At 74.4% G+C, this 23,385-nt stretch carries 18 protein-coding genes; 8 read left to right on the top strand and 10 right to left on the bottom strand.

Annotated features, from left to right (window positions below):
• Positions 1-27: 27 nt before the first annotated feature.
• Together ACGFX4_RS17120 and ACGFX4_RS17115 are read right to left on the bottom strand one after the other, a co-directional pair.
• A complete protein-coding gene (locus tag ACGFX4_RS17120) occupies positions 28-1,020 on the bottom strand; it encodes a helix-turn-helix domain-containing protein (protein ID WP_393074448.1) in 993 nt (330 codons plus the stop codon).
• Between the two features lie 215 nt (positions 1,021-1,235).
• A complete protein-coding gene (locus ACGFX4_RS17115; RefSeq protein ID WP_393074445.1) occupies positions 1,236-4,001 on the bottom strand; it encodes an AAA family ATPase in 2,766 nt (921 codons plus the stop codon).
• A 249-nt stretch (positions 4,002-4,250) separates the two neighbouring features.
• On the opposite strand from ACGFX4_RS17115, the gene ACGFX4_RS17110 reads away from it, so the two are divergent.
• The 4 genes from ACGFX4_RS17110 (at position 4,251) to ACGFX4_RS17095 (ending at position 10,261) form a co-directional block, all read left to right on the top strand.
• Positions 4,251-7,082, top strand: a complete 2,832-nt coding sequence (locus tag ACGFX4_RS17110; protein WP_393074442.1) for an AAA family ATPase — start codon at positions 4,251-4,253, stop codon at positions 7,080-7,082.
• A 104-nt stretch (positions 7,083-7,186) separates the two neighbouring features.
• Positions 7,187-8,173 carry an alpha/beta hydrolase gene (locus ACGFX4_RS17105; protein WP_393074439.1) on the top strand — a complete coding sequence of 329 codons (987 nt, stop codon included), beginning with the start codon at positions 7,187-7,189 and terminating at the stop codon, positions 8,171-8,173.
• Positions 8,174-8,249: 76 nt separating this feature from the next.
• A complete protein-coding gene (locus ACGFX4_RS17100) occupies positions 8,250-9,227 on the top strand; it encodes a helix-turn-helix domain-containing protein (RefSeq protein WP_393074437.1) in 978 nt (325 codons plus the stop codon).
• Positions 9,224-10,261 (top strand): helix-turn-helix domain-containing protein, encoded by a 1,038-nt coding sequence (locus tag ACGFX4_RS17095; protein ID WP_393074435.1) that lies wholly within the window; start codon positions 9,224-9,226, stop codon positions 10,259-10,261. The genes ACGFX4_RS17100 and ACGFX4_RS17095 overlap by 4 nt, the downstream gene beginning before the upstream one ends.
• Positions 10,262-10,313: 52 nt before the next feature.
• On the opposite strand, the gene glnA is transcribed toward ACGFX4_RS17095, so the two are convergent.
• Positions 10,314-11,726 (bottom strand): type I glutamate--ammonia ligase, encoded by a 1,413-nt coding sequence (glnA, locus tag ACGFX4_RS17090; protein WP_345696719.1) that lies wholly within the window; start codon positions 11,724-11,726, stop codon positions 10,314-10,316.
• 351 nt (positions 11,727-12,077) lie between these two features.
• Between glnA and ACGFX4_RS17085 the strand changes: the two genes are divergently transcribed.
• Positions 12,078-12,545: an RDD family protein gene (locus ACGFX4_RS17085; protein WP_345696718.1), complete on the top strand. Its 468-nt coding sequence runs from the start codon at positions 12,078-12,080 to the stop codon at positions 12,543-12,545.
• A 106-nt stretch (positions 12,546-12,651) separates the two neighbouring features.
• On the opposite strand, the gene ACGFX4_RS17080 is transcribed toward ACGFX4_RS17085, so the two are convergent.
• From ACGFX4_RS17080 to ACGFX4_RS17055, 6 genes are all read right to left on the bottom strand, one after another.
• Positions 12,652-13,350 (bottom strand): DUF4191 domain-containing protein, encoded by a 699-nt coding sequence (locus ACGFX4_RS17080; protein ID WP_393074431.1) that lies wholly within the window; start codon positions 13,348-13,350, stop codon positions 12,652-12,654.
• Positions 13,351-13,433: 83 nt separating this feature from the next.
• A complete protein-coding gene (locus ACGFX4_RS17075) occupies positions 13,434-13,586 on the bottom strand; it encodes a hypothetical protein (protein ID WP_393074428.1) in 153 nt (50 codons plus the stop codon).
• Between the two features lie 134 nt (positions 13,587-13,720).
• Positions 13,721-14,674, bottom strand: a complete 954-nt coding sequence (gene lipA / locus ACGFX4_RS17070; RefSeq protein WP_393074425.1) for a lipoyl synthase — start codon at positions 14,672-14,674, stop codon at positions 13,721-13,723.
• Positions 14,675-14,795: 121 nt separating this feature from the next.
• Entirely contained in the window at positions 14,796-15,566 is a 771-nt protein-coding gene (gene lipB, locus ACGFX4_RS17065) for a lipoyl(octanoyl) transferase LipB (protein WP_393074499.1), read from the bottom strand.
• Between the two features lie 99 nt (positions 15,567-15,665).
• Entirely contained in the window at positions 15,666-17,564 is a 1,899-nt protein-coding gene (locus ACGFX4_RS17060; RefSeq protein WP_393074422.1) for a helix-turn-helix domain-containing protein, read from the bottom strand.
• A gap of 80 nt (positions 17,565-17,644) precedes the next feature.
• Positions 17,645-18,985 carry an MFS transporter gene (locus tag ACGFX4_RS17055; protein WP_393074419.1) on the bottom strand — a complete coding sequence of 447 codons (1,341 nt, stop codon included), beginning with the start codon at positions 18,983-18,985 and terminating at the stop codon, positions 17,645-17,647.
• 217 nt (positions 18,986-19,202) lie between these two features.
• On the opposite strand from ACGFX4_RS17055, the gene ACGFX4_RS17050 reads away from it, so the two are divergent.
• Positions 19,203-19,709 (top strand): SigE family RNA polymerase sigma factor, encoded by a 507-nt coding sequence (locus tag ACGFX4_RS17050; protein ID WP_393074416.1) that lies wholly within the window; start codon positions 19,203-19,205, stop codon positions 19,707-19,709.
• Between the two features lie 58 nt (positions 19,710-19,767).
• On the top strand, positions 19,768-20,562 hold the full coding sequence (locus ACGFX4_RS17045; RefSeq protein ID WP_393074413.1) for a hypothetical protein: 795 nt from the start codon (positions 19,768-19,770) through the stop codon (positions 20,560-20,562).
• 12 nt (positions 20,563-20,574) lie between these two features.
• On the opposite strand, the gene ACGFX4_RS17040 is transcribed toward ACGFX4_RS17045, so the two are convergent.
• Positions 20,575-21,336: a 3-hydroxybutyrate dehydrogenase gene (locus ACGFX4_RS17040; RefSeq protein ID WP_393074410.1), complete on the bottom strand. Its 762-nt coding sequence runs from the start codon at positions 21,334-21,336 to the stop codon at positions 20,575-20,577.
• A gap of 297 nt (positions 21,337-21,633) precedes the next feature.
• Between ACGFX4_RS17040 and ACGFX4_RS17035 the strand changes: the two genes are divergently transcribed.
• Entirely contained in the window at positions 21,634-23,337 is a 1,704-nt protein-coding gene (locus tag ACGFX4_RS17035; protein WP_393074408.1) for a regulator, read from the top strand.
• The last annotated feature ends 48 nt before the right edge of the window (positions 23,338-23,385 follow it).

Here is a 23,385-nt window from a genome sequence, read left to right as displayed (position 1 = left end):
CGTGCGGTCGCCGCGTCGCGCGCGGCGTCAGGCGGCTTCGTCACGGGGCGCCACGGGCGCGCCGCCCCGACGGCTGCGCCACTCGCTCGGTGTGATGCCGTAGGCGGCGCGGAAGGCCCGGCTGAAGTGGGCGGGATTGCTGAAGCCGTGGCGCCCGGCCACCTCGGCGAGCGTCGGGCCGAAGGGTCCGTGCCGCTCCAGGGTGCGGGCGCACGCCTCGACGCGGCGCTGCTGGATCAGCCGGGCGACCGTCAACTCCTCACCCTCGAACAGGCGGTGGAGGTAGCGGACCGAGATGCGCAGCGCGCGGGCGACGGACTCCGGATCCAGGCCCGGCTCGCCCAGGTGGGCGTCGACGTGGGCGTGGACCCGCGACACCAGGTGCTCCCGGGCCGTCGCCGGTTCCCGTGCTCCGTCCGCGTCCGCGTTCCCGGCGCCGTCGACGGCGATTGCGTCCACCAGGTCCGCCACGTGCCCGGCCAGGCGTTCGGCCGCCGTCGGTCCGAAGCGCGCCGCGTCGTTCAGCACCCGGGTCAGCAGCAGGCCCAGCGTCGTCACCGCGCCGCCGTCGGACCGCAGCGCCGACCCGGCCAGCCGCGCCAGCGTCCGAGGACTGCCGAGGCTGCGCTGCGGCAGGTGCACCAGGCGCAGCCGGAACGGCTCGGGGAAGGCCAGCGCGAAGGGCTGTGCCAGGTCCACCACGATGATCTCGCCCGGTCCCGATCGGCAGGACCGGCCGGCCTGGGTGAGGACCGCCTCTCCGGCGGCGCACAGGCCGAGCGCGAAGCGTTCGCCCGGTGCCGGACGGCACAGGCTCGGTGGGCGGCTGATCCGCTGCGGTCCGGCGTCCAGCGACACGGTGCGCATGTAGCCGAGCCGGTGGGACCGGAGGCGGCCGAGCAGCGAACCCGGCTCGGACGCCGTCACCTTGACCGGGACGAGCGCGCGGGACAGCGCGTCGCTCCAGGTGTCGTGGCGCGCGTCCACGGGGACTTCGCCGGTGTCCAGGACGAGGGCCATGCGGCGCTCCTGCCTTCCGTCGTGCCTGACCTGTCACCCGCTGCCGCGATCCGGCCGTGCGGGGGTGCGGTCCTCTTCGGCAACCAGCGTCTCCCGGTGGATCCGCCCGGACGGCCGCGGCGGCCCCGGCCGGGCACCGAGTGCTCGAAGAAGTGCGCGCTCAGGCACGCGCGGGTCCCCGAGCCGACGGCTCGGGGACCCGCGCACCTCGGCCGTCAGCCCGAGAGGGCGTCCCGGAGCTGGGCGCGGGACGTGATGCCCAGCTTCGGGAAGATCTTGTGGAGGTGGTAGCCGACTGTGCGCGGCGAGAGGTAGAGCCGCGAGGCGATGTCCCGGTTGGTGAGTCCCTGCGCCGCCAACTCGGCTATCTGCTCCTCCTGCGGCGTCAGATCGGCCTGCTGGGCCGGCACGACGGGTTGCAGGACGGCGGCTCCCGCCGCCCGCAGTTCCGCCGCGGCGCGGTCGGCCCACGGGCGGGCACCGAGCCGGCGGAACGCCTCCAGCGCGGCGTTCAGCAGCCCGCGGGCCTCGGCCGAGCGCCGTCGGCGGCGCAGCCACTCGCCGAAGTCGAGCTGGGTGAGTGCCTGTTCGAAGGGCCACTGTCCCGTCACCGGATCGGCCAGGGCGGCACGGAAGTGCTGCTCGGCGGCCTCGTCGGTCTCGCTGACCAGGGCGGCGGCGCGGTGCACGATGGCCTGCAGGCGGGGCGACTGCTCGCTGCCCAGGGTGTGCCGCGTCGCCTCCAGCACAGCGCGGGCGTCGTCCGCCTGCCCGGCCCGGACCGCCGCGGCGGCGAGGTCGGCCAGGTAGTAGACGGACGCGTGGTAGTGCACCGGCGCGGGCCGGTAGTCGCGGGTGAACATGTTGCGCAGCTCCGCGTAGGCGCCCTCGTGGTCGCCCTCCACCACCTTGGCCATGCCCAGCGCGTAGTGGTAGCGGACCCGCAGCATGCGGGCGTTGCGCAGGTCCACTCCGCACAGCGCGTCCTGGAGCCGGGCGCAGGCGGCCTCGTACTCGCCCCGGTAGGCGCCGATGATGGCCTGCAGGACGAGGGAGCCGATGGCGACGTTGTCCTCGCCGGCCTCGGCGGCCATCCAGTACGCGTCCTCGGCCCCGGTCAGCGCCGCCGCCCAGGCCCCCGTCGCGCACTGCACGGTGGCCAGGGCCCGCGCGATGGTGGCGTTCGATCCGGCGCTGCCGGCCCGTCGCAGGTGGTCGGTCGTGTGCCGGAGCAGCCGGAGCGCCTGGTCCGTGTCGTCGAGCACCAGCGCCACGCCGCTGAGGACGGTCAGGTCGAAGAGCGAGTCCATCGACATGGCCGCCAACGCCCGGTGGAACAGCTCGACGGCCTGCCGGCGGTGGCTGAGCGGCCGGACGGCCGCCTCGATCCAGGCCCGGTCGGCGAGGTCCCCCTCGGCTTCGATCAGCCCCGCGAGGCGCAGCAGCTCGTCGCCGTAGAAGGGGTCGCCGGTGTTGTACGCGGAGGTCGCGGCGGTGCACAGGGCGGCGAGGGCGAGCGGGGGTGCGACCTCGGCCATGGACTCGCCGACCGACAGCAGGACCTCCAGCGCCTCCCGGTGCCGCAGGGTCAGGCCCAGGGCCCAGCCCCCCAGGAACTTGCCCTCCGCCCGGGTGACCGGGTCCTGCGTCAGGCCGTCGACCCGGGCGGTGAGCTCTCCCACCCACAGCGGGTGCCCCGCGTGCATCGCCGAGGTCGCCGCGCCCAGCATCCGCCGCGAGCTCAGTTCGGGGTCGGGGGTGAGCTCGGCCGCTCGTTCCAGGGCGGCCGCGGCGGCCGCGTAGCCGCCGCGGCCGCGGGCCCGCTCGGCGGTCGCGGCCAGGGCGTCGGCCACGGCCGCGTCCTGGTCGGCGGTCGCGGCGGCCAGGTGCCAGGCCCGGCGGTCGGGTTCGGCCTCGAAGGCCTCGGCCAGGGCCAGGTGCGCCGCCCGGCGTTCGGCGAAGGCCGCCGCCTGGTAGACGGCGGACCGCACCAGCGGATGGCGCAGCTGCACCTGCCCGGCGTCCATCCGGACCAGTCCGGCGCTCTCGGCCGGCAGCAGATCCGTGATCACATCGCGCCCGGCGGCGGCCCGCAGGATGTCCGCGAGCCGGTCGGTGCCGGCGGCCGCGACCAGGAGCAGCGCGGTGCGGGTGTCCTTCGGCAGGTCCGGGAGCTCGGCGGCGAACAGGTCCTCCAGCCGGCGGGTGAGCGGCAGCGTCTGTGCCGCGCCCGACAGGCCCGTGCCCTTGGCGACGGCCCGGGACAGCTCGATCAGCGCGAGGGGGTTGCCGGCCGCCTCCTGGAGCACCTGCGACCGGGCCCGCCCGGTCGGCGGGACCGGCTGGGCGCCCAGCAGCAGCCCGGCGTCCGCACGGGTCAGGGGGCCCGCGACGAGGTGCGGGAAGTCGCGGTCGAAGCGGGCGGGCACGGGTTCGCGCGAGGCCAGCAGCATGACCGCGGCCTCGCCGTCGAGCCGGCGGGCGACGAAGGCCAGGACGTCCAGCGAGCCGAGGTCCAGCCACTGGAGGTCGTCGACCACGAGCAGCAGGGGTCGGTGGGCGGCCGCCTCGGTGAGCAGTGTGACCACGCCGACGCACAGGTGCAGCGGATCGGCGGATGCCGCGTCGTCGCCCCCCTCGCTGTCCAGGGCGAACGCGCACCGAAGGGCCGCGCGTTGCCGCTCCGGCAAGTCGTCGAGGCGGGCCAGCAGCGGACGGAGCAGCTGGTGCAGCCCGGCGAGTGCGAGCCCGGCCTCCCCCTCGCTGCCCCGGACCCGCAGGATCCGCATCCCCCGGGCGGTGCCCTGCTCGGCGGCCCGGTCGACCAGGGCGCTCTTGCCCGCGCCGGGCTCCCCGGTCAGGACCAGCACGGGGGAGCCGTCACCCTGTACGGCGTCGAGGAGGTCGCCGATCCGGGCCAGCTCCGAGTCGCGGCCGAAGAGCGCTGACGCGGTCGGCCCGGTCCTGCCGGTGTTCACCATTGCTTCCGTTCTTCCTGGTCAGGGCCTTGGCGCTCCGACCACACGCCATCCTGCCAGCCCCGGCGAGGGGGGGCTGACCAGAGGTGGGACGACCCCCGTGACGCCGGGGCCGGCGGAGGCGGCGGCCGCCGTCGGGGCGACGACTGGTCATCTGACAGAAGCGTGACCGGCCATGCCCCCAGCAGGATCGAGGGCACGGGAGACGTGCCGTGGTGAACGGCAGGCAGGGCGGAGTGCGAGGAAGTGACGATGACGGAGACGGACTGGGGCGCCCCGGGGGACGCCGGGCCCCGCGCGGCCTCGGCCGGCGGCACCGGCGGCCTGGTCGGACGCGCCGCCGAGCTGGAGCAGCTGCGCCGCTGCGTCCGGCAGGAGTCCGGCACGCCGCGGTCCCTCGTCCTCATCGGCGAGGAGGGCGTCGGGAAGTCGCACCTGCTCCGCGCCGCCTGTGAACTGGCGGCCGCGGACGGGGACCTGGTGCTGACGGCGCAGGGCTGGGCCCCGGAACGCGACCTGCCGTACGGGCTGCTCCGCCACCTGCTCGCCGCGCCGAAGGACCGGGCCGCGGGCGAGCCCCACCGGTCGGCCCTGCTCGCCGCGATCGCCACCGGGCCCGGGGTCCCCGTGCCGTCCGCGACGGAGGTGCGGTCGGGCACCGCCGCGCTGCTGGACCGGCTGAGCCGCCCCGACCGCGGCTCCGGCTCGGGCCGGGTCCTGATCACGGTCGACGACGCCCACGCGGGTGACCGCCCCACCATGGAACTGCTGGGGTCGCTCATCCGCCGCACCGAGGGGAGCCGGGTGGCGGTCCTGCTGGCCTCGCGCGACTGCGAGGTCCTGCTGGGCCTGCCCGCCGGTGCCGAGGCGCTGCACGTCGCCCCCCTCGCGCTGCGCTCGGCCTGCGACCTGCTGGACGCCGTGCCCGGTGCCCCCGTCGGGCGCGCCCGCCTGGAGGTGCTGGAGCAGGCCGAGGGCAATCCTTCCGCCCTGCTGGAGCTGTGCCGCCGACGAGTGTTCAGCGCCGAGCCGACCCTGGCCCGGGAACGGGCCCCCCGCCTGCTGAACCCCCGGACCAGGTTCGACACCCTGGTCGACGCGCTGCCCGCGCCGACCCGCCGGGCCGTGGGCTACGCCGCCGCGGCGCTCCCGGGCGACGACGCGTCCGCCGTGATGGCCGCGCTGGGCACCGCCGACCCGGCGATCTGGGCTCCTGCCGAGGCGGCCGGCATCGTCGCCCTGATCGACGGCCACATCGTCTTCCGGCATCCGCTGGCGCGGGTCGCCGCCCGCGGGCAGACCGCCGCGCTCCTGACCGGAGCCCACCGGGACCTCGCCGAGCGGGCGGGTGCCCGGCCGTTCGACCGGGCGCGGCACCTGGTGGCCGCCGCGGTGGTCCCGGACGCCTCGCTGACCGACGAGCTGCTGGCGGCGGCCGGGCACTCGGCCGACGACTTCGCGCTCGCGCGGGTCCTGGAGGACGCCGCCCGGTGCAGCACCAGCGCGGGGGAGCGGGCCCGCCTGCTCGCCGCGGCCCTGGACGCGGCCGTCGCCGTCGGGGACCCGGACTGGGTCCGGAGCCTGCACGCGAGTTTCCTGAGCGTCAACAGCGACCCCCGGCTCGCCCGCGAGGCCGCGCTGGCCGCGGCGACCGCGCTGTCGCACGCCTCCCGGCAGCGGGAGGCGTTCGACCTGCTGCTGGACAGCGTGGACCGGTACCCGTCGGTCGGCGCCGCGCTCGACCTGAGGCTCGCCACGCTGGCGGCGGCGATCGCCGAGCAGTCCGGCCTGGCGGAACACCGCGGCCGGCTCGCGCAGTTGGTCGCGGGCCTGAGCGCGGCAGGGGCCGGACCGGCGGACCGGACGGGTGCCGGCCGGGACGGCGCCGGCCCGGACGGCGTGCTCGCGGGGTTCGTGCAGGGCACCGGGCCGGCCCGGGCCGACGGCGCGCGGCGGGCCGGCGAAGGCCCCGACGCCCTGGTGCGCAGCGGCCCGCTGGACGGCCGGGAGCAGCTGACCAGGCGGCTGGCCGTCGCCTCGGTCGCCTACCTCTCCGATGAGCCGGACGCGACCCTGGAGCACTTCCGCGCCGCCGACACCTACCTGTGCGGGCGGCGCGCCTTCGGCCTGCGGGCCTGGCACCTGGCGCCGCTGCTGGACACGCTCCTGGCGACCGGTCAGTGGGCGGAGGTGTCCGCCCGGCTGGCGGAGGCGGCGGACAAGGCGGCGGTGCTGCGCCTGACGCGCCCCCGGGCCGACCTGGAGGCCTTCGAGGTGTCCCTGCGCGCCCTGCGCGGGACCGCCCCAGCGAGCCCGCCCGCCTGGCCGGCGGTCCCCTTCGACGGGCACGAGAACGCCGCCACCCGGGCCCGGCTGGTCCGGGCCGGCGCCCTGGTCGCGATGGCGCACGGCGAGTGGGCCGACGCCTTCCGGCGGCTGCGCACGCTGTTCGCCGAGGACGGCACTCCGCTGCACCCGTTCCTCTCGTCGCGCTGCATCGCGGAGCTGGCGCTGGCCGCCCACCGCGCCGGCCTGGGCGAGGCGGCGGCGGAGGTCCTCGCGCGGGTGCGTGCGGCGCAGGGGGAGCAGCCGACGGCCCGGATGACGCTGCTGCTGCACCACGCCGCGGCCCTGGTGGAGCCGGGCGCCGACCCCGAGCACCACTTCCGTCTCGCACTGGTGAACCCGGCGGGCGAGCGCTGGCCGCTCGAGCGCGCCCAGGCCCGGTTCGGCTACGCGATCTGGCTGCGCCGCGCCAGGCGTCCCTCGGAGGCCCGGCAGCAACTGGTCGCGGCACTCGACACCGCCGAGGCTCTCGGGTGCCGGCCGCTGGCCACCGCGATCCGCCAGGAACTGCGCGCCAGCGGCGTGCCGGACTCCGCCCACCCCGGCCCGGCACTCCACCGGTTGACGGCCCAGCAGCAGCAGATCGTCAGGATGGCCGCCCAGGGCCTGTCGAATCGTGAGATCGGTGAACAGCTCTTCCTCTCCCCGCGTACGGTGGGCACCCACCTGTACAACGTCTACCCCAAGCTCGGGGTCAGCAGCCGCCACCAGCTCCGCGACCTGCTGTCGAGCAGGTAGCCCGGCACCCCTGGCCGTGCACCGCCGGTACGGCTACCGTGTCCCCCCGGTGCGGGAGCCCGCGGCGGCCCGTGCCGGTACGGCAGAGCGAGAGATGAGGCGGCGTGGAGTCTGACGCCTGGTCCGGCGAGGGCCTGGTTCCGCCGCCCGGGATCGCGCTGGATCCGGTGGTGGCGCGGCTGGTCGCGGCTTCGGCCGCGCCGCCCGGGCTCGACGACCTCGGCCCGGACACCGGGCGTCAGGCCCTGCTGGAGCTCCAGCGGGACCTGATCGAGGACTGCGATGTCGAGGCCGGGTTCCAGGTGGCGCCGGTGGGGCCCCGCGGGCTCGTCGGCTTCTGGACCTTCCGCCCGGCCCGGCTCGAAGGGCCGCTGCCCGCCGTGCTCTACCTGCACGGCGGGCGCTGGATGCTCGGCGAGGCCCGCACCCACGCCCGGCTGATCACCGAACTCGTCGAGGGAACCGGTGCGGTGGCCGTCGTCCCCGAGTACAGCCGCACACCCGAGGCCCGCTATCCGGTGGCGCTGGAGGAGTGCTACGCCCTGCTCGACTGGCTGGCGGCCCGCGCGCAGGCGCTGGGCGTCGCGGCGGACCGCATCGCCGTGGCGGGCGACTGCGCCGGCGCCACCCTGGCCACCGCCGTCACGATGCTCGCCAAGACCCGGGGCGGCCCTGCCATCCGGGCCCAGCTCCTCTACTACCCGCTGGTGGACCCCGCCTGCGACACCGAGACCCAGCACCGGTTCGGTTCCGGCTACCTGCTCAGCCGGGAGGGCCTGCGGCGGTACTGGCAGGCGTACCTCGGGTCGCCCGAGGACGGGGACCAGCCGACCGCCAGTCCGCTGCGGGCCGGCCCCGACCTGCTGGCCGGGCTGCCGCCGGCGCTGGTCGTCACCGCCGAAGCGGACGTCGCCCGGGACGAGGGCGAGGAGTACGCCGCCCGGCTGCGTGCGGCCGGCGTCCCGACCGCGGCCGTGCGGTTCCTCGGCACGGTGCACGACTTCGTGTCGCTGAACGCGCTGCGCGACAGTCCGCCGTCCCGGGCGGCGGTGCGGCAGGGCTGCGCCTTCCTGCGCGCGCACCTGGACTGAGCGGGCCGGACGCCGCGTCGGCGGACCAGTCGCCCGACGGATGCACCGGTACGCGCGGCCTCGGCATCCTGGTGCCATGGCAGCTCAATTGTTGACGACGCGTTCGGTTCCGGCCGCCGAGAGCCTGGAGTTCTGGCACGACGCCGTGCTCGCCACCCTCGTCGGCATGGACATCGAGACCGGTGGCCGCACCTACGACGCCGCCATGAACCGGTGCACGGTCGGCGACCTGCAGATCACCACGATCGACTGCGACCCCGCAGAGGTCCACCGGTCGCCGCGCTCCATCGCCCAGGGCGACGGAGGACACATCTTCGTGGGGCTGCAGAGCACCGGAGTGGCCCAGGTCGAACAGGACGGGCGCACCACCGAACTGCGACCCGGCGACATCGGGTTCTTCGAGTCGATCCGGCCCTTCGGGATCCGCTTCCCCGAACGCTTCCAGCTGAAGATCTTCGCGGTGCCGCGGGCCGTGCTCGGCCTGCAGGAGGGCGACCTCCAGCGGCTCACGGCCCGGGGACTGCGGCCCGGCAACGGCTTGGGCGCCCTGGTCTCCCCGTTCCTGGGACGGCTGGCCGACGCCGTCGACGGCTGCGCCGCGCCGCTGGCGCAGCAGTTGGCCCGCGGCGCCGTGGACCTCCTCGCCGCCACCGCCGCCGACCAAGCGGGCCGGTCGGCGGCCGAACTGCCCGGCGTGGACAACGTCATGCTGCTCCGGGTGCGGCAGTACATCCGCTGGCACCTGTCCGACCCCGGGCTCACCCCCGCGGTGATCGCCCGGGCGCACGGCATCTCCGTGCGGTACCTGCACCGGCTGTTCGAGGGCGAGGGCCGGACGCTCTGCCAGTGGATCCGGGAACAGCGCCTGGAGGAGTGCCGCCGGGCACTCCTGGCGGCCCCGGACGACTCGCTCGGTGTCGGACGCATCGCCCGGCGGTGGGGCTTCACCAGCGGGGCGCAGCTGAGTCGCGCCTTCCGCGGCTTCCACGGTCTGTCACCGACCGAGTGGCTCACCGAGGAGCGCCTCGGCCGCGTGGTCGGAGCCGAGCCGTGATCGGCGCGCCGCCGGCCGCCCCGGCGCGGACCGTCGCGACCGGCACGGTCCCCGCTTCGGTGCGCGAGGCGGCCGACTGGCAGTCGGCCGCCTCCCGCGCCTTCGCCCGGGTCGAGGTGACCGTGCGGGCACCCGTCTGGACCGGGTCGATGACCACCGTCCGACTGGGCGGCCTGCAGATCTGCGACGAGGCCTCCGGGCCGGTGACGGTCCTGCGGGACGCCGGGTCGGTGGCGGCCGATCCGAGTCGGAACATCATCGCCCGGCTGCAGGTCGACGGCACCGCCCGGGTCTTCCAGGACGGCCGCTCGGTGGAGCTGCCGCCCGGCTCGCTCACCTTCCTGGACCTGAGCCGACCGTTCAAGATCGTCGCCTCGCAGCCCCAGCGGGCGCGCACCCTGATGGTCCCGCGCTCCGTCATCGGACTCGAGGAGAGCGCGCTGCGCCGGTTCACGGCGACCCTCGCCAGCCCCGCGGACGCCGGCGCGGGCGCGCTGCTCCTGCCGCTGCTGGCCGACGTCCGCCCCGAACTGCCGGGGACGTCGGCCCTGATCAGGGAACAGGTCGCGCGCGCCGTGGCCGACCTGCTCGCGACCCTGGCCGCGGACCACGCGGCACGGACGGTACCGGACGGGCGGTCCGCCACGCAGTCGCTCTTCGAGCGGATCACCGCCTCCGTCGAGACCCGCCTCTCGGACCCCGACCTGTCACCCCGGGCGATCGCCGACCAGCACGGCGTCTCGCTGCGCTACCTGCACCAGCTCTTCCAGCGCAGGGGCTGCACGGTCGGCGGCTGGATCCGCGCCCGGCGACTGGAGGCGGCGCGGCTGGAGCTGGCCGGCCCCGAGGCGGCGCGGCGCGCGATCTCCGCCGTCGCCGCCCGCTGGGGATTCACCAGCCCCTCGCACTTCAGCCGCGCCTTCCGGGACGCCTACGGGATGTCCCCCAACCAGTGGCGCGCCGGACAGTCGACCGGCGGCAAGCCGGGCGCCGAGGATGCCGAACGCGTTTCCGCAGGTCAGGAAGGGTCCTGACCTGCGGAAACGGTGAGAGGCCGAACTGCGTTTCCGCAGGTCGGAGGTGCCTCTACAGGTCGTAGTACAGCTCGAACTCGTGCGGGTGCGGCCGCAGCGCGATCGGGGCGATCTCGTTGGTGCGCTTGTAGTCGATCCAGGTCTCGATCAGGTCGGAGGTGAAGACACCGCCGGCCAGCAGGTACTCGTGGTCGGCCTCGAGGGCTTCGAGGACGGCGGGGAGGGAGGAGGGGACCTGGGGGACGGCGGCGTGCTCGTCGGGGGCGAGCTCGTAGAGGTCCTTGTCGACGGGCTCGAGCGGCTCGATCTTGTTCTTGATGCCGTCGAGGCCGGCCATCAGCATGGCGGCGAAGGCCAGGTACGGGTTGGACGCCGGGTCGGGCGCGCGGAACTCGATGCGCTTGGCCTTGGCGTTGGACCCGGTGATCGGGATGCGGATGGCGGCGGACCGGTTGCGCTGCGAGTAGACCAGGTTGACCGGGGCCTCGAAGCCGGGCACCAGGCGGTGGTAGGAGTTCACCGAGGGGTTGGTGAAGGCGAGCAGCGAGGGGGCGTGCCGCAGGATGCCGCCGATGTAGTAGCGGGCCATGTCGGAGAGGCCGGCGTAGCCCTGCTCGTCGTAGAAGAGCGGGGAGCCCTCGGTCCACAGCGACTGGTGGACGTGCATGCCGGAGCCGTTGTCGCCGAAGATCGGCTTGGGCATGAAGGTGGCGGTCTTGCCGTTCCGCCAGGCGACGTTCTTGATGATGTACTTGAACAGCATCAGGTCGTCGGCGGCGTGCAGCAGGGTGTTGAACTTGTAGTTGATCTCCGCCTGGCCGGCGGTGCCGACCTCGTGGTGCTGGCGCTCGACCTGGAGTCCGGCCTTGGCGAGTTCGAGGGACATCTCGGCGCGCAGGTCGGCGAAGTGGTCGACCGGCGGGACGGGGAAGTAGCCGCCCTTGAACTTGACCTTGTAGCCGCGCGCGTCGCCCTCGGCGGAGCCGCTGTTCCAGGCGCCCGCCTCGGAGTCGATGTGGTAGTACGACTGATGGGCGGCGGTCTCGAAGCGGACCGAGTCGAAGACGTAGAACTCTGCCTCCGGGCCGAAGTATGCGGTGTCCGCGATGCCGGAGGAGGCCAGGTACGCCTCGGCCTTGCGGGCGACGTTGCGCGGGTCGCGGCTGTAGGCCTCGCCGGTGATCGGGTCCTGGATGAAGAAGTTGATGTTGAGGTGCTTCTCGGCGCGGAAGGGGTCGAGCCGGGCGGTCTGGAGGTCGGGCACGAGGGCCATGTCGGACTCGTGGATCGCCTGGAAGCCGCGGATCGAGGAACCGTCGAACATCAGGGTCTCGGACGGGTCGAACGTGGCCGCGGGCACCGCGAAGTGCTGCAGGACGCCCGGCAGGTCGCAGAACCGGACGTCGACGAACTTGATGTCGTTGTCCGAGATGTACTGCTTCACCTCGTCGGCGTTGGTGAACATCCATCCTCCTCAGCTGCGGTCTGGTGGCTCACGTTAGGGACGGGCCGTTTCCGGCTGGTGACTCCACCGTTTCCTGAATGTTAACCGGCCCGGCTGAACGGGCGGCAAAGGCGTACGGTTCCGGGCAAATCGCCACCCCTGCGGGCGCCCTGCCCGCCAAGTGGTCTAGACCTCCTCGGGCAGTCGGAGCAACGCGATTCACCCCGCCGGGGCGCGACCCGGGCGCGGCAACGGGCACGGCAACGGGCACGGCAACGGGCACGGCAACGGGAGCGGCACCTGGCGCGGCGCCGGACGCGCAACGGGGAGGGCTCGCGAAGATCGCTGGTAAGCCCCGGTTAGTGTGGATTCGTGGACACCAGAGAAGCGTTGGGATCGTGGATCGACGGCCCGAAGGCCGCCGCCGAGAAGATGGGCGCCGACTTCGGGTACCGCGGCGAGCGCCTCGGCCTGCCCAAGGAGGGCCCGGGTTCGGTGGCCGGCGTCGGCCGCCGCCTGGGCGCCCTGTGCGTCGACAGCTGGCTGTGCAGCCTGGTCGCGTACGGGCTGCTCTCCGGCGGAGACCTGAACGGTGCCAACCGGTGGACCCTCCCGCTGTTCTACGTGGTCTGCGTGGTCCTGCTGGCGACCACCGGCACCACCCTGGGCAAGCGGCTGTTCGGCCTGCGGGTGGTCCGGCTGGACGGCGCCCGCGCGACCATCCCGCAGGTGCTGCTGCGGACCCTGCTGCTGTGCCTGGTGATCCCGGCCGCCGTCTGGGACCGCGACACCCGCGGCCTGCACGACAAGGCGGTCGGCACCGTCGAGGTCCGCATCTGACCTCGTACGGCACGAGACAGTCGACCTCGTACGGCACGGGACAGTCGAACGGCCCCGCCGCGATCGGAATCGCGGCGGGGCCGTGGTGTCGGTGGGGGAGCGGAGGTCAGCGGACCTGGCCGCCCTTCGGCATCCGGGCGCCCTTGGGCATCGGGCCCTTGGGGATCGGCGCCTTGGAGAGCAGGTCGCCGAGCGCCCGCAGCCGGTCGTTGGTCTCGGTGACCTGAGCGGCGGAGATCGAGCGCGGCAGACGCATCAGGTGGATCTGCAGCTTCTTCAGCGGGATCTCGCCCTCGCCGGTGCCGACCATGATGTCGTGCACCGGGATGTCGCCGACGACCTTGGCCATCTTCTTCTTCTCGGACGCCAGCAGCGGCCGCACCCGGTTCGGGTTGCCCTCACCGATCAGCGCGATGCCGGCCCGGCCCACGGCGCGGTACACCGCGTCCTGGTTGCGGGTGACCGCGACCGGGGTGGTGTTGGCGCTCCAGCCGCGGCGGATGTTGTTCAGCACGGCCGCCACGGCGCCCGGCTGGCCCTCCATCTGCCCGAACGCGGCCTTCTCGGCCCGGCGCCCGAAGACGATCGCCATGGCCAGGAAGGCCACGATGAAGCCCAGGATGCCCAGGTAGATGGGGTGACCGATCGCAAAGCCGATGGCGAGGAACACGCCGAAGGTCAGCAGGCCGACGCCGGCGATGATCAGGCCGATCTTGGTGTCGACCTTCTTGGTCATTTGGTACGCCAGGCGGATCTGCTTCAGCCGCCCGGGAGTCTCGGATGTTTCCCTCGCCATAACGCTCATGGTACGTGGGGTGCCTGTGGTTAATCCAAGGGCGGTGCCGGTTCGTGACCCTGGACTTTCCCCTACTGGGCGTAGCCGGTGTCTCAGGCCGAGCGGGACAGCTTCACGGCCGCCTGGTCCCGGTCCGCCGCCCACCGGCGGTTCTCGCAGACCGCGGCCCAGGCGTTGCGCCGCGCACCGCGGATCAGGACGAGGTTCTCGGCGTACTTCAGCGCGGATCGGATGCCGCTGCGCATGACCACCACTCCTTGTGCGGGTACCCCCTCAGGGTCGCCGCTCGGTGTTACCGGACGGTGACCCGACCATCAATACCGCATGAAGGAAGGGCGGGCCCTGGTGGACCCGCCCTTCCCGGTGAAAAAGGTGAGAATCAGACCGCGGCCTGCTCCCGGTGGGCCAGCGCCTGCCGGTACAGCCGGCCGGCCCGGTACGAGGAGCGCACCAGCGGGCCGGACATCACACCGGCGAAGCCGAGCTCCTCGGCCTCCTGCTGCAGCTCGACGAACTCGTGCGGCTTCACCCAGCGCTCGACGGGGTGGTGGCGCACCGAGGGGCGCAGGTACTGGGTGATGGTGATCAGCTCGCAGCCGGCGCCGACCAGGTCGGCCAGCGCCTGGCTGACCTCCTCGCGGGTCTCGCCCATGCCGAGGATCAGGTTGGACTTGGTGACCAGCCCGGCCGCGCGGGCCTGGGTGATGACGTCCAGCGAGCGCTCGTAGCGGAACGCCGGGCGGATCCGCTTGAAGATCCGGGGGACCGTCTCGACGTTGTGCGCGAGCACCTCGGGGCGGGCGGCGAAGACCTCGTCCAGCAGCGCGGGGACGCCGTTGAAGTCGGGGATCAGCAGCTCGACACCCGTCCGGCCGCCCTCGCGGTCGGCGGTCATCGTGTGCACCTGGCGGACGGTCTCGGCGTACAGCCAGGCGCCGCCGTCCTCCAGGTCGTCGCGGGCGACACCGGTGATGGTGGCGTAGTTCAGGTCCATGGTGACGATGGACTCGGCGACCCGGCGCGGCTCGTCCCGGTCGAACTCGGCGGGCTTGCCGGTGTCGATCTGGCAGAAGTCGCAGCGGCGGGTGCACTGGTCACCGCCGATGAGGAAGGTCGCCTCGCGGTCCTCCCAGCACTCGAAGATGTTGGGGCAGCCCGCCTCCTGGCAGACCGTGTGCAGCCCCTCCTTCTTCACCAGGGACTGCAGGGCGTTGTACTCCGGCCCCATCTTCGCCCTGGTCTTGATCCACTCAGGCTTCCGCTCGATGGGGGTCTCGCTGTTGCGGACCTCCAGGCGGAGAAGCTTCCTGCCGTCGGGTGCGACAGCGGACACGTGCGGCTCCTAGAACTAGACGGGGTACCCCACAGGGTACGCCTGTGCAATTGCGGCTTGCGCCCGGCCGGGGCCCTGCGATCAGAGGCAACACCGGGCGTGGCGCAGCGATTCCTGAGGGTCAGCGGGCCATGGCGGGCTCGGGCAGCTCGGCGAGGACCGCGGCGAGGTGCCGCTGCACGGTCGGCACGGCGTCGGCGACGGTGAGGTCGCGGCCCAGCTCACCGCTGAGCGAGGCCACCCCGGCGTCCCGGATGCCGCACGGCACGATCTTGTCGAAGTACGTCATGTCGGGGTCGCAGTTGAGCGCGAAGCCGTGCATCGTCACCCCGCGCGCCACCCGGACGCCGATCGCGGCGAGCTTGCGGTCGTCGCCGCGCTGCCCGGCGTTGGACGGCGCGTACTCGGGGCCGGCCAGGCGCGGGTCGATGCCCAGCGGCAGGCCCATCCGCAGGGTCAGCTTGCCGATCTCCACCACCTGCGCGGGGTCGACCACCGCGCCGGGGATCTCCGCGCCGAGCTTCCAGACGCCGCTGCGGCCCTCGATCCGGGTGGTCCCCACCCCGAACTCGCCGCAGGCGCGGATCAGCGCCTCCTCCAGCCGCCGCACGTACGCGACCACGTCGATCGGGTCCGGCAGCTTGACGATCGGGTAGCCGACCAGCTGGCCGGGGCCGTGCCAGGTGATCTCGCCGCCGCGGTTCACCTCCACCACCGGGGTGCCGTCCAGCGGCAGGTCCTCGGGGTTGGTGCGCTTGCCCATGGTGTACACCGGCTGGTGCTCCAGCAGCAGCACGGTGTCCGGGATCTCGTCCGCCACCCGCAGCGCGTGGAGCTGCTGCTGCTCCTCCCACGCCTCGGCGTAGGGGACGGTCCGCTCGCCGATCCCCATCGAAACGAAGCGCACGTTCTCGCTCACCGTATGTTGCTCCTTGCCCGGGCGTTCGAGACCAACCTCGCCACTGTACGCCCGTCCGGGTGACACCGGTCCTTACGGGCTCCCGGAGAGCAGCTGCAGGCGCAGCGCGAGCTGCAGCTCCAGGGACCGCTCGGGATGGTTCCAGTCCCGGCCGAGCAGGACCTCCACCCGGTCCAGGCGCTGCACCACGGTGTTCACGTGGACGTGCAGGGCGTCCTTGGCGCGGGTCAGGCTGCCGCCGCAGTCGAAGTAGGCGCGCAGGGTGCGGACCAGCTCGGTGCCCCGGCGGGCGTCGTACTCCAGCAGCGGGCCGAGCGCGACGCGGACGAACGCCTCCACGTCGTGCCCGTCGCCCAGCAGCACGCCGAGGAAGCCCAGGTCGGTGGCGGCCGCGCCGCCGCCGTCCCGGCCGAGCACCCGCAGGCCGCGCACGCACCGCACGCCCTCGGCGTGGGCGGCGGCCAGCGCCACCGGCCCGGCGGCCGGGCGTCCGGCGCCGACCGTCACCGGGGCGCCGATCAGCCGGGCCAGGCGCTCGGCGGCCCGGGCGGCGGCCGCGCCGGGCGGCGTGCCGTCCTCGGGCAGCAGCAGGACCACCGCCTCGCCGTGCTCGGCGCTGATCCCGCGCGAGCCGAACAGGTAGCGGGCCGCGGCGCCCGCCAGCCGTTCGCGGGCGGGGGCGTCGCCGGGGTCGGCGACCAGCACCAGGTGCGGGCGGGTCAGGTCGACGCCGAGCCGCCGGCCGCGCGCCACCAGGCCCGCCGGGTCGCGGTCCGGCGCGGTCAGCAGGTCGGCCAGCAGCTCGCCGCGCACCCGGTTCTCGGTCTCGGCGACCGAGCGGCGCAGGAGCAGCAGCAGCGCGGTCACCACGCTGGCCCGCTCCAGGATCCGCCGGTCGCCGTCGTCCAGGTCGGGGCGGCCGTGCAGCACCATGCTGCCCAGCAGCTCCTGCCCGGCCAGCACGGCGCACACCCAGTCCTCGCCGTGCCGCACCGCCCGGGCCTGTTCGCGGGAGGCCGCCGCGGCCTCCGCCAAGCCCTCGGCGACGGCGGCCCGGCCGGTCAGCGGGTCGCCCTCGGCGTCGTGCACGGCCACCTCGCCGTCCAGCAGGCCGGCGACCTCGGCCGCCACGTCCGGCACCTCGGCGCCGCGCAGCACCAGGTCGGTGAGCCGGTCGTGGGCCTGCTCGGCGCGCTGCACGGCCGCCGAGTGGGCCCGGATCACCTCGTTGGCGGTGGCCAGCTCGGAGAGCGCGGCCCGGGTGTCGGCGAGCGCCTTGGCGGTGTCCAGCGCGATCGCGGCGTGCGCGGCGAGGGTGCACAGCAGCGCCACCTCGTCGGGGGAGAAGGCGCGGGCCGAGCGGTCGGCGGCGAACAGCACGCCGATCACCCGGCCGCCGAGCAGCAGCGGTACGCCGATGATCGCGACCAGGCCCTCGTCCAGCACGCCCTCGTCGATCTTGCCGGTGTGCCGGAAGCGCTCGTCGGTCCGGTAGTCGGGGGTCGCGTACGGGCGGGAGGTCTGCGCCACCAGGCCGCCGAGGCCGTCGCCGAGGCTGAGCCGCAGGGTCTGGAAGATCGGTGACACGGAGCCGTCGGTGACCCGCATGTACGTGTCGCCGGCCTCCTCGTCCGGGAGGGTCAGGTACGCGGTGTCGGTGCCCAGCAGCATCCGGGCCCGGCGGACGATCGCCTGCAGCACCGCGTCCAGGTCGCGGGAGGCGGCGAGGTCGCCCGCGGTGTCGAAGAGCGCGGTCAGCTCCGCCTCGCGGCGGCGGTGCTGGCGCATCGTCCGGTGCACCCGCAGGGCCTGCCAGGTCGCGTCGTCGATCTCGGTCAGCACCTGCGCGGGGGCGCCCTGCCGGCGGGCCTCGGCGAGCACGTCGGCGAAGTCCTCGGTGGCGGCGCCGGTCGCCAGCAGGTCGAGCAGGCGGCGCAGGGCGGGGGCGGAACTGGTCCGGTGGTCGTTCATGGTGCGCGCAATCGTGCCAAACGTGGGGGACGAACAGTAGGGGGCTCGGGGGAGAGGCTTCCCCCGGGCCCCCGCTCCGGCTAACCGACCGGGACGGGCTCGCGCTCCTCGACCTCGGCCAGGTCGCTGCCGCGGGTCTCCCGCGCGCAGAGCACGGCGATCACCGTGATCACCGAGGCGATCGCGACGTACACCGCGATCGGCGTGGCGCTGCCGTAGTCCTTGAGCAGCGCGGTGGCGATCAGCGGCGCCGGGGCGCCGGCCGCCACCGAGGAGAACTGGGCGCCGATCGAGGCACCGGAGTACCGCATCCGGGTCGCGAACAGCTCCGAGAAGAACGCCGCCTGCGGCGCGTACATCATGCTGTGGAAGAACAGGCCCACGGTGACCGCTGCGACCAGCGCGCCGAAGCTCTTCGTGTCCACCATCCCGAAGAAGACGAACGCCCACACCCCGACGCCCACCGCGCCCACCAGGTACACCGGCTTGCGGCCCACCCGGTCGGAGAGCGCCCCGAACACCGGGATCAGGGCGAACTGCACGGCCGAGGCGATCAGCACCGCGTTCAGCGCCGTCTGCTTGCCCACGTGCACGTGCCCCACGGCGTACGCCAGCACGAAGGTGGTCATCACGTAGTACGAGATGTTCTCCGCCATCCGGGCGCCCATCGCGATCAGCACGTCCCGCCAGTGGTGGCGCAGCACCGCGACCAGCGGCGGCTGCTCGACCGTGGCGCGCGCCTTCGCGGCCGCCAGCGCCTGCCGGAACAGCGGGGACTCGTCCACCGAGAGCCGGATCCACATGCCGACCGCGACCAGCACCGCCGACAGCAGGAACGGCACCCGCCAGCCCCAGGACAGGAAGGCCTCGTCCGAGAGCACCGCGGTCATCAGCGACAGCACGCCGGCCGCCAGCAGGTTGCCGGCCGGGGCACCGCCCTGCGGCCAGGACGCCCAGAAACCGCGCCGCTTCGGGTCGCCGTGCTCGGAGACCAGCAGCACCGCCCCGCCCCACTCGCCGCCCAGCGCGAAGCCCTGCACCAGGCGCAGCCCGGTGAGCATCAGCGGAGCCGCCACGCCGACCTGGTCGTAGGTCGGCAGGCAGCCGATCAGGAAGGTCGCGCCGCCCATCAGCAGCAGGCTCACCACCAGCAGCTTCTTGCGGCCGATCCGGTCGCCGAAGTGCCCGAAGACCAGGGCGCCGATCGGCCGGGCGGCGAAACCGATCGCGTAGGTCAGGAACGACAGCAGGGTGCCGGTCAGCGGGTCGGCCTTCGGGAAGAAGACGTGCCCGAAGACCAGCGCCGCCGCCGTTCCGTACAGGAAGTAGTCGTACCACTCGATCGTGGTGCCGATCAGGCTGGCGCCTACGACGCGGCGCAGTGAGCCGTCGGTGCGCTGGGGGGTGTCGGGTCTGCTCATGGTCACCACTTCCGGAGGGTGGGCGGGGTCGCCACAGGTGTCGCCACAAGGTAGGAAGCGGCGGGTCGGCGTTCTATGTGGCCGGCCCACACAGTGTTCGAGCCGGTCGTGTGTGATCGGCCCAGCGCACGCAACATTCCGCGGACCCTGCTCCGTGTAGTGGGGGCGAGGGTGTGCAGAGTCGCACCGGATGTCCCAGGGGAAGCGGCGAGGCGGCATGTCACCAGAGCTGGAGCAGTTGTTCGACGAGTTCGTGGCAGGAAGGTACGCCGCGCTGCGCCGCACCGGCTACCTGCTCTGCGGCGACTGGCACCTCGCCGAGGACCTGGTGCAGACCGCGCTGGTCAAGCTGTACGCGCGCTGGCCCCGGCTGAACGAGCCGGAGCGCGCGGCCGGCTACGCCAGGACGGTGCTGGTCCGCTGCTGGATCGACACCAGACGACGGCGAGGGTCGCACGAACTGGCGGCGGCGGACCTCCAGCCGTCCGCCGAGCAGCCGTCCGCCGACCCGGACCGCCGGCTGGCCCTGCTGGCCGCACTCGCCCAGGTCACCCCGGCGTACCGGGCGGCGCTGGTGCTGCGGTTCTGGGAGGACCAGAGCATCGAGGCGACGGCCGCCGTGCTGCGGCAGAGCACCGGCACGGTGAAGTCCAACACCAGCCGGGGGCTGGCCCAGCTGCGGGCGATCCTCGGCGACTCGCTGCACGACATCGCGGCGGGCTGACCCCGTGCACGCACCGAAGCGCCACACGTCACAGCAGGACACACGAGAGGGACGCGGGATGACCGGGGACGAGACGAGGTACGACGCCGAGGAGATGGGCGCGCTGTTCCGGGCCGTGCTCGAACAGCCCGAGCCCCCGGCCTCGCCGGCGGTGCTGCCGGAGGTCCGGCGCGCGGGCGGCCGGCTGCGCCGACTGCGCCGTCTCGCCGCGGTCGGGGCGACCGCGGCGGCGGTGTGCGTGCTGGCGACGGCCGGCTGGGCGCTCGGCGGCCGCCCGCCCGCCGGGGCCGGGACGATCGGGCCGGCGGCGGAGAGCCCGACCGGCGCCTCGATCGCTTCGCCGCCCGGCGCCTCGCCGTCCGGCGCGGGCCGGGGCGGCCACCAGGGCCTGCTCGGCCTGCTCCGCGCCCATCTGCCGGCGGCCCTCCAGGACGTCACCGACGGCCCGGTGCCGGGCGCGTACACCATGACCCGCACGGACGGCGGGACGGTGCTGTTGGGCCGCCGCCTGGACGGCGTGGCGAGCGGCCGCGGCGGGGCCGCCTCGCCGTGCGGCCCGCGGTCCAACGCCCGGGGGCCGGTGGAGCCCGACGGCAGGGACTGCACCGGCTTCACGCTGCCCGACGGCACCGCGGTCTGGGTGCTGCACCCGATCATGGTGCCGCCGCGCGGCCAGGAGGCCGAGATCCGGCTGATCACCCCGCAGGACCGGGTGTACGTCCTGCTGTTCGGCCGCGGCGGTGCCCGCCCGCAGCCGGACGATCCGACGGTGCCGCTGTCCCAGCTGGTCGAACTGGCCCGGCAGCCCGGCTTCCTGGAGGTCGTCCGGGACGGCTGGAACGACCGGGCCTGAGCGCAGAGCCGGTCAGTGGGCGGTCCACCCGCCGTCCACCGGCAGGCTGGCGCCGGTGATGTAGGAGGCGGCGGGGGAGCACAGCCAGAGGGCGAGCTGCGCCACCTCGTCCGGCTCGATCAGCCGCTTCACGGCGGTCCGGTCGAGCATGATCTGCTCGACCACCTCGTCCTCGTGGATGCCGTGCGCCAGCGCCTGCGCGGCGATCTGCTTCTCCACCAACGGGGTGCGCACGTAGCCGGGGTTGATGCAGTTGCTGGTCACGCCGTACGGCGCGCCCTCCAGGGCGACCGTCTTGCTGAGCCCCTCCAGGCCGTGCTTGGCGGTGACGTACGCCGACTTGAAGGCGCTGGCCCGCAGGCCGTGCACGGAGGAGATGTTGACGATCCGTCCCCAATCCTGCGCGTACATGTGGGGCAGGGTGCGGCGCAGGATCCGGAACGGCGCCTCCACCATCACCCGCTGGATCAGCGCGAAGCGTTCGACCGGGAACTCGTGCAGCGGCGCGACGTGCTGGAGGCCGGCGTTGTTGACGACGATGTCGGCGTCGTCCGGCAGGGCCTCCACCGCGTCCGGGTCGGAGAGATCGGCGACGACGGCGGTGCCGCCGATCGCGTCGGCGAGCCGCTTCGCGGGCTCGGCGGCCAGGTCGACGACGTAGACCCGGGCGCCGGCCGCGGCGAAGGCCTCGGCACAGGCCCGGCCGATGCCGGAGGCGGCACCGGTGACCAAGGCGGTACGGCCCGCCAGCGGGGGCGCGGAAGTGGTGTCCATGGTCGAGAACGGTAGGAATCCGCGGCTCGCACTCCTATGTGGCCGGCCACCACAGACCCCGGTGTCCTGGTGGCTGTGGGAGCCATGCGGGCAGGACGGGCACAGCGGCCGTTCCACTTAAACACCTCGCGCCCCGGCTTCCCCACAACGGGCGCCACCCAGTCACCCGTTCGGAGGATTGAGGGCCCGAATCCGCCCATAGCGTCCGAATGCTCGCTACATTCGCGCCGATTCCCGACAGGGGGCGCCGATCCGGGCAGAGGGGGCCGGGGCGGTGCCCGAGAGGTGATGACTGAGATGTCCCAACTGCCAGCAACCGACCGCCCGGCGTACGCACCGCTCGACCCGCTCGACCCGATGGACCCGCTCGACCCGATGGACCCGCTGGACCGGCACCCGGCCGAGCCGGACGACGCCGACGCGCACGCCTCCGACGAGGAGTCCGACGAGCACACGGCTGACGGCCCCGCCGCCGCACGCCCGCAGAACCCCCTTCTCGCCGCCCTGATCGAGGAGTCCGGCTTCTCGCACGCCGGGCTCGCCCGAAGGGTCGACCAACTGGGTCTCGAGCACGGCCTGGACCTGCGCTACGACAAGACCTCCGTCACCCGCTGGCTGCGCGGCCAGCAGCCGCGCGGCGCCACCCCGGCGCTGATCGCCGAGGTCTTCACCCGCCGGCTCGGCCGCCGGCTCACCGCCCAGGACGTGGGCCTGGACGCCTGCGCCCCGGTCTACGCCGGCCTGGAGTTCGCCGAGACCCCGCAGGAGGCCGTCGACATCGTCGCCTCCATGTGGCGCAAGGACAACGGGCCCTACGCCGAGCTGCGCAAGATCGCCTTCACCCCGGCCGGCCTGGTCGTCCCCAGCCGGGACTGGCTGATCGGCCGCACCGACGAGCGGGTCGCCCGGGACGGCTCCACCCTGCCGCCCGAGGAGCTGCGCACCGACCCCCACCCCGGCCGGCCCGGGCACCCCGGCGCGCATCCCGGGCCGCACGGCGGGGCGGGACCCCGGGTCCCGCAGCAGCAGAGCCGCCGCCCGGCGGGCGCGGGGGAGCACCCGGAGGGCGGCGGGCGCGACCACCGGCCGCCGATCCGGGTCGGGCGCGGCGACATCGCCGCCATCCGCGCCGTCGGCGACCTGTTCCGCGCCCTCGACCAGGCGTACGGCGGCGGCCACGCCCGGCAGGCCCTGGTGCGCTACCTGGAGAGCGAGGCCGAGCCGATGCTGCGCGGCCGCTACGGCGAACAGATCGGCCGCGCCCTGTTCGGCGCCGTCTCGGACCTGACCCGGCTCGCCGGGTGGACGTCCTTCGACATCGCCGCCCACGGCCTCGCCCAGCGGTACTTCGTCCAGGCCCTGCGGCTCTCCCAGGCCGCCGGCGACCGGGTGCTCGGCGGGTTCATCCTCACCACGATGAGCCAGCAGGCCGTCCACCTCGGGCACGCCCGGGAGGCGATCCAGCTCGCCCGGGTCGCCCAGCAGGGCGTCGGCACCGCCGCCGCGCCCGTGGTCCAGGCGCTGATGCACGGCGCCGAGGCCCGCGGGCACGCCCTGCTCGGCGACGTCCGCTCCTGCACCACCGCGCTGGTGCGCTGCGAGCGGGCCCTCGCCGCCGCCCGCCCCGGTGACGAAGTCCCGTCCTGGGCACGGTACTTCGACGACGCCCAGCTCGCCGACGAGTTCGCCCACTGCTACCGCGACCTGCAGCAGTGGCGGCCCGCCGCCCAGCACGCCGAGAAGTCCCTGCGGCTGCGCGCCCCCGCGTACGCCCGCAGCAGGATCCTGTGCCGGCTGGTGCTCGCCACCGCCCGGCTCGGCATGGGCGACGTGGACGAGTCCTGCTCGATGGCCACCGACGCGCTCCGCGCGGCCGGCGAGATGCGGTCCGCCCGCACGGTGGAGTACCTGCGCGACTTCCACCGCCGCCTCGCCCCGTACCGCACCACCCCGGCGGTCCGCGCCTTCGAGGAGGCCGCCCGCCAGGCGGGCGTCGTCTGACGCCACGTCGCACGGCGAAGGGCCGCCGCCCCCGCGCGGTGCGGGAGT

This window comes from Kitasatospora sp. NPDC048365 (assembly GCF_043200835.1).
GTDB classification, from domain to species: domain Bacteria; phylum Actinomycetota; class Actinomycetes; order Streptomycetales; family Streptomycetaceae; genus Kitasatospora; species Kitasatospora terrestris.
Note: the sequence above shows the minus strand (reverse complement) of the source record. Positions and strands in the feature narration are given on the sequence as shown.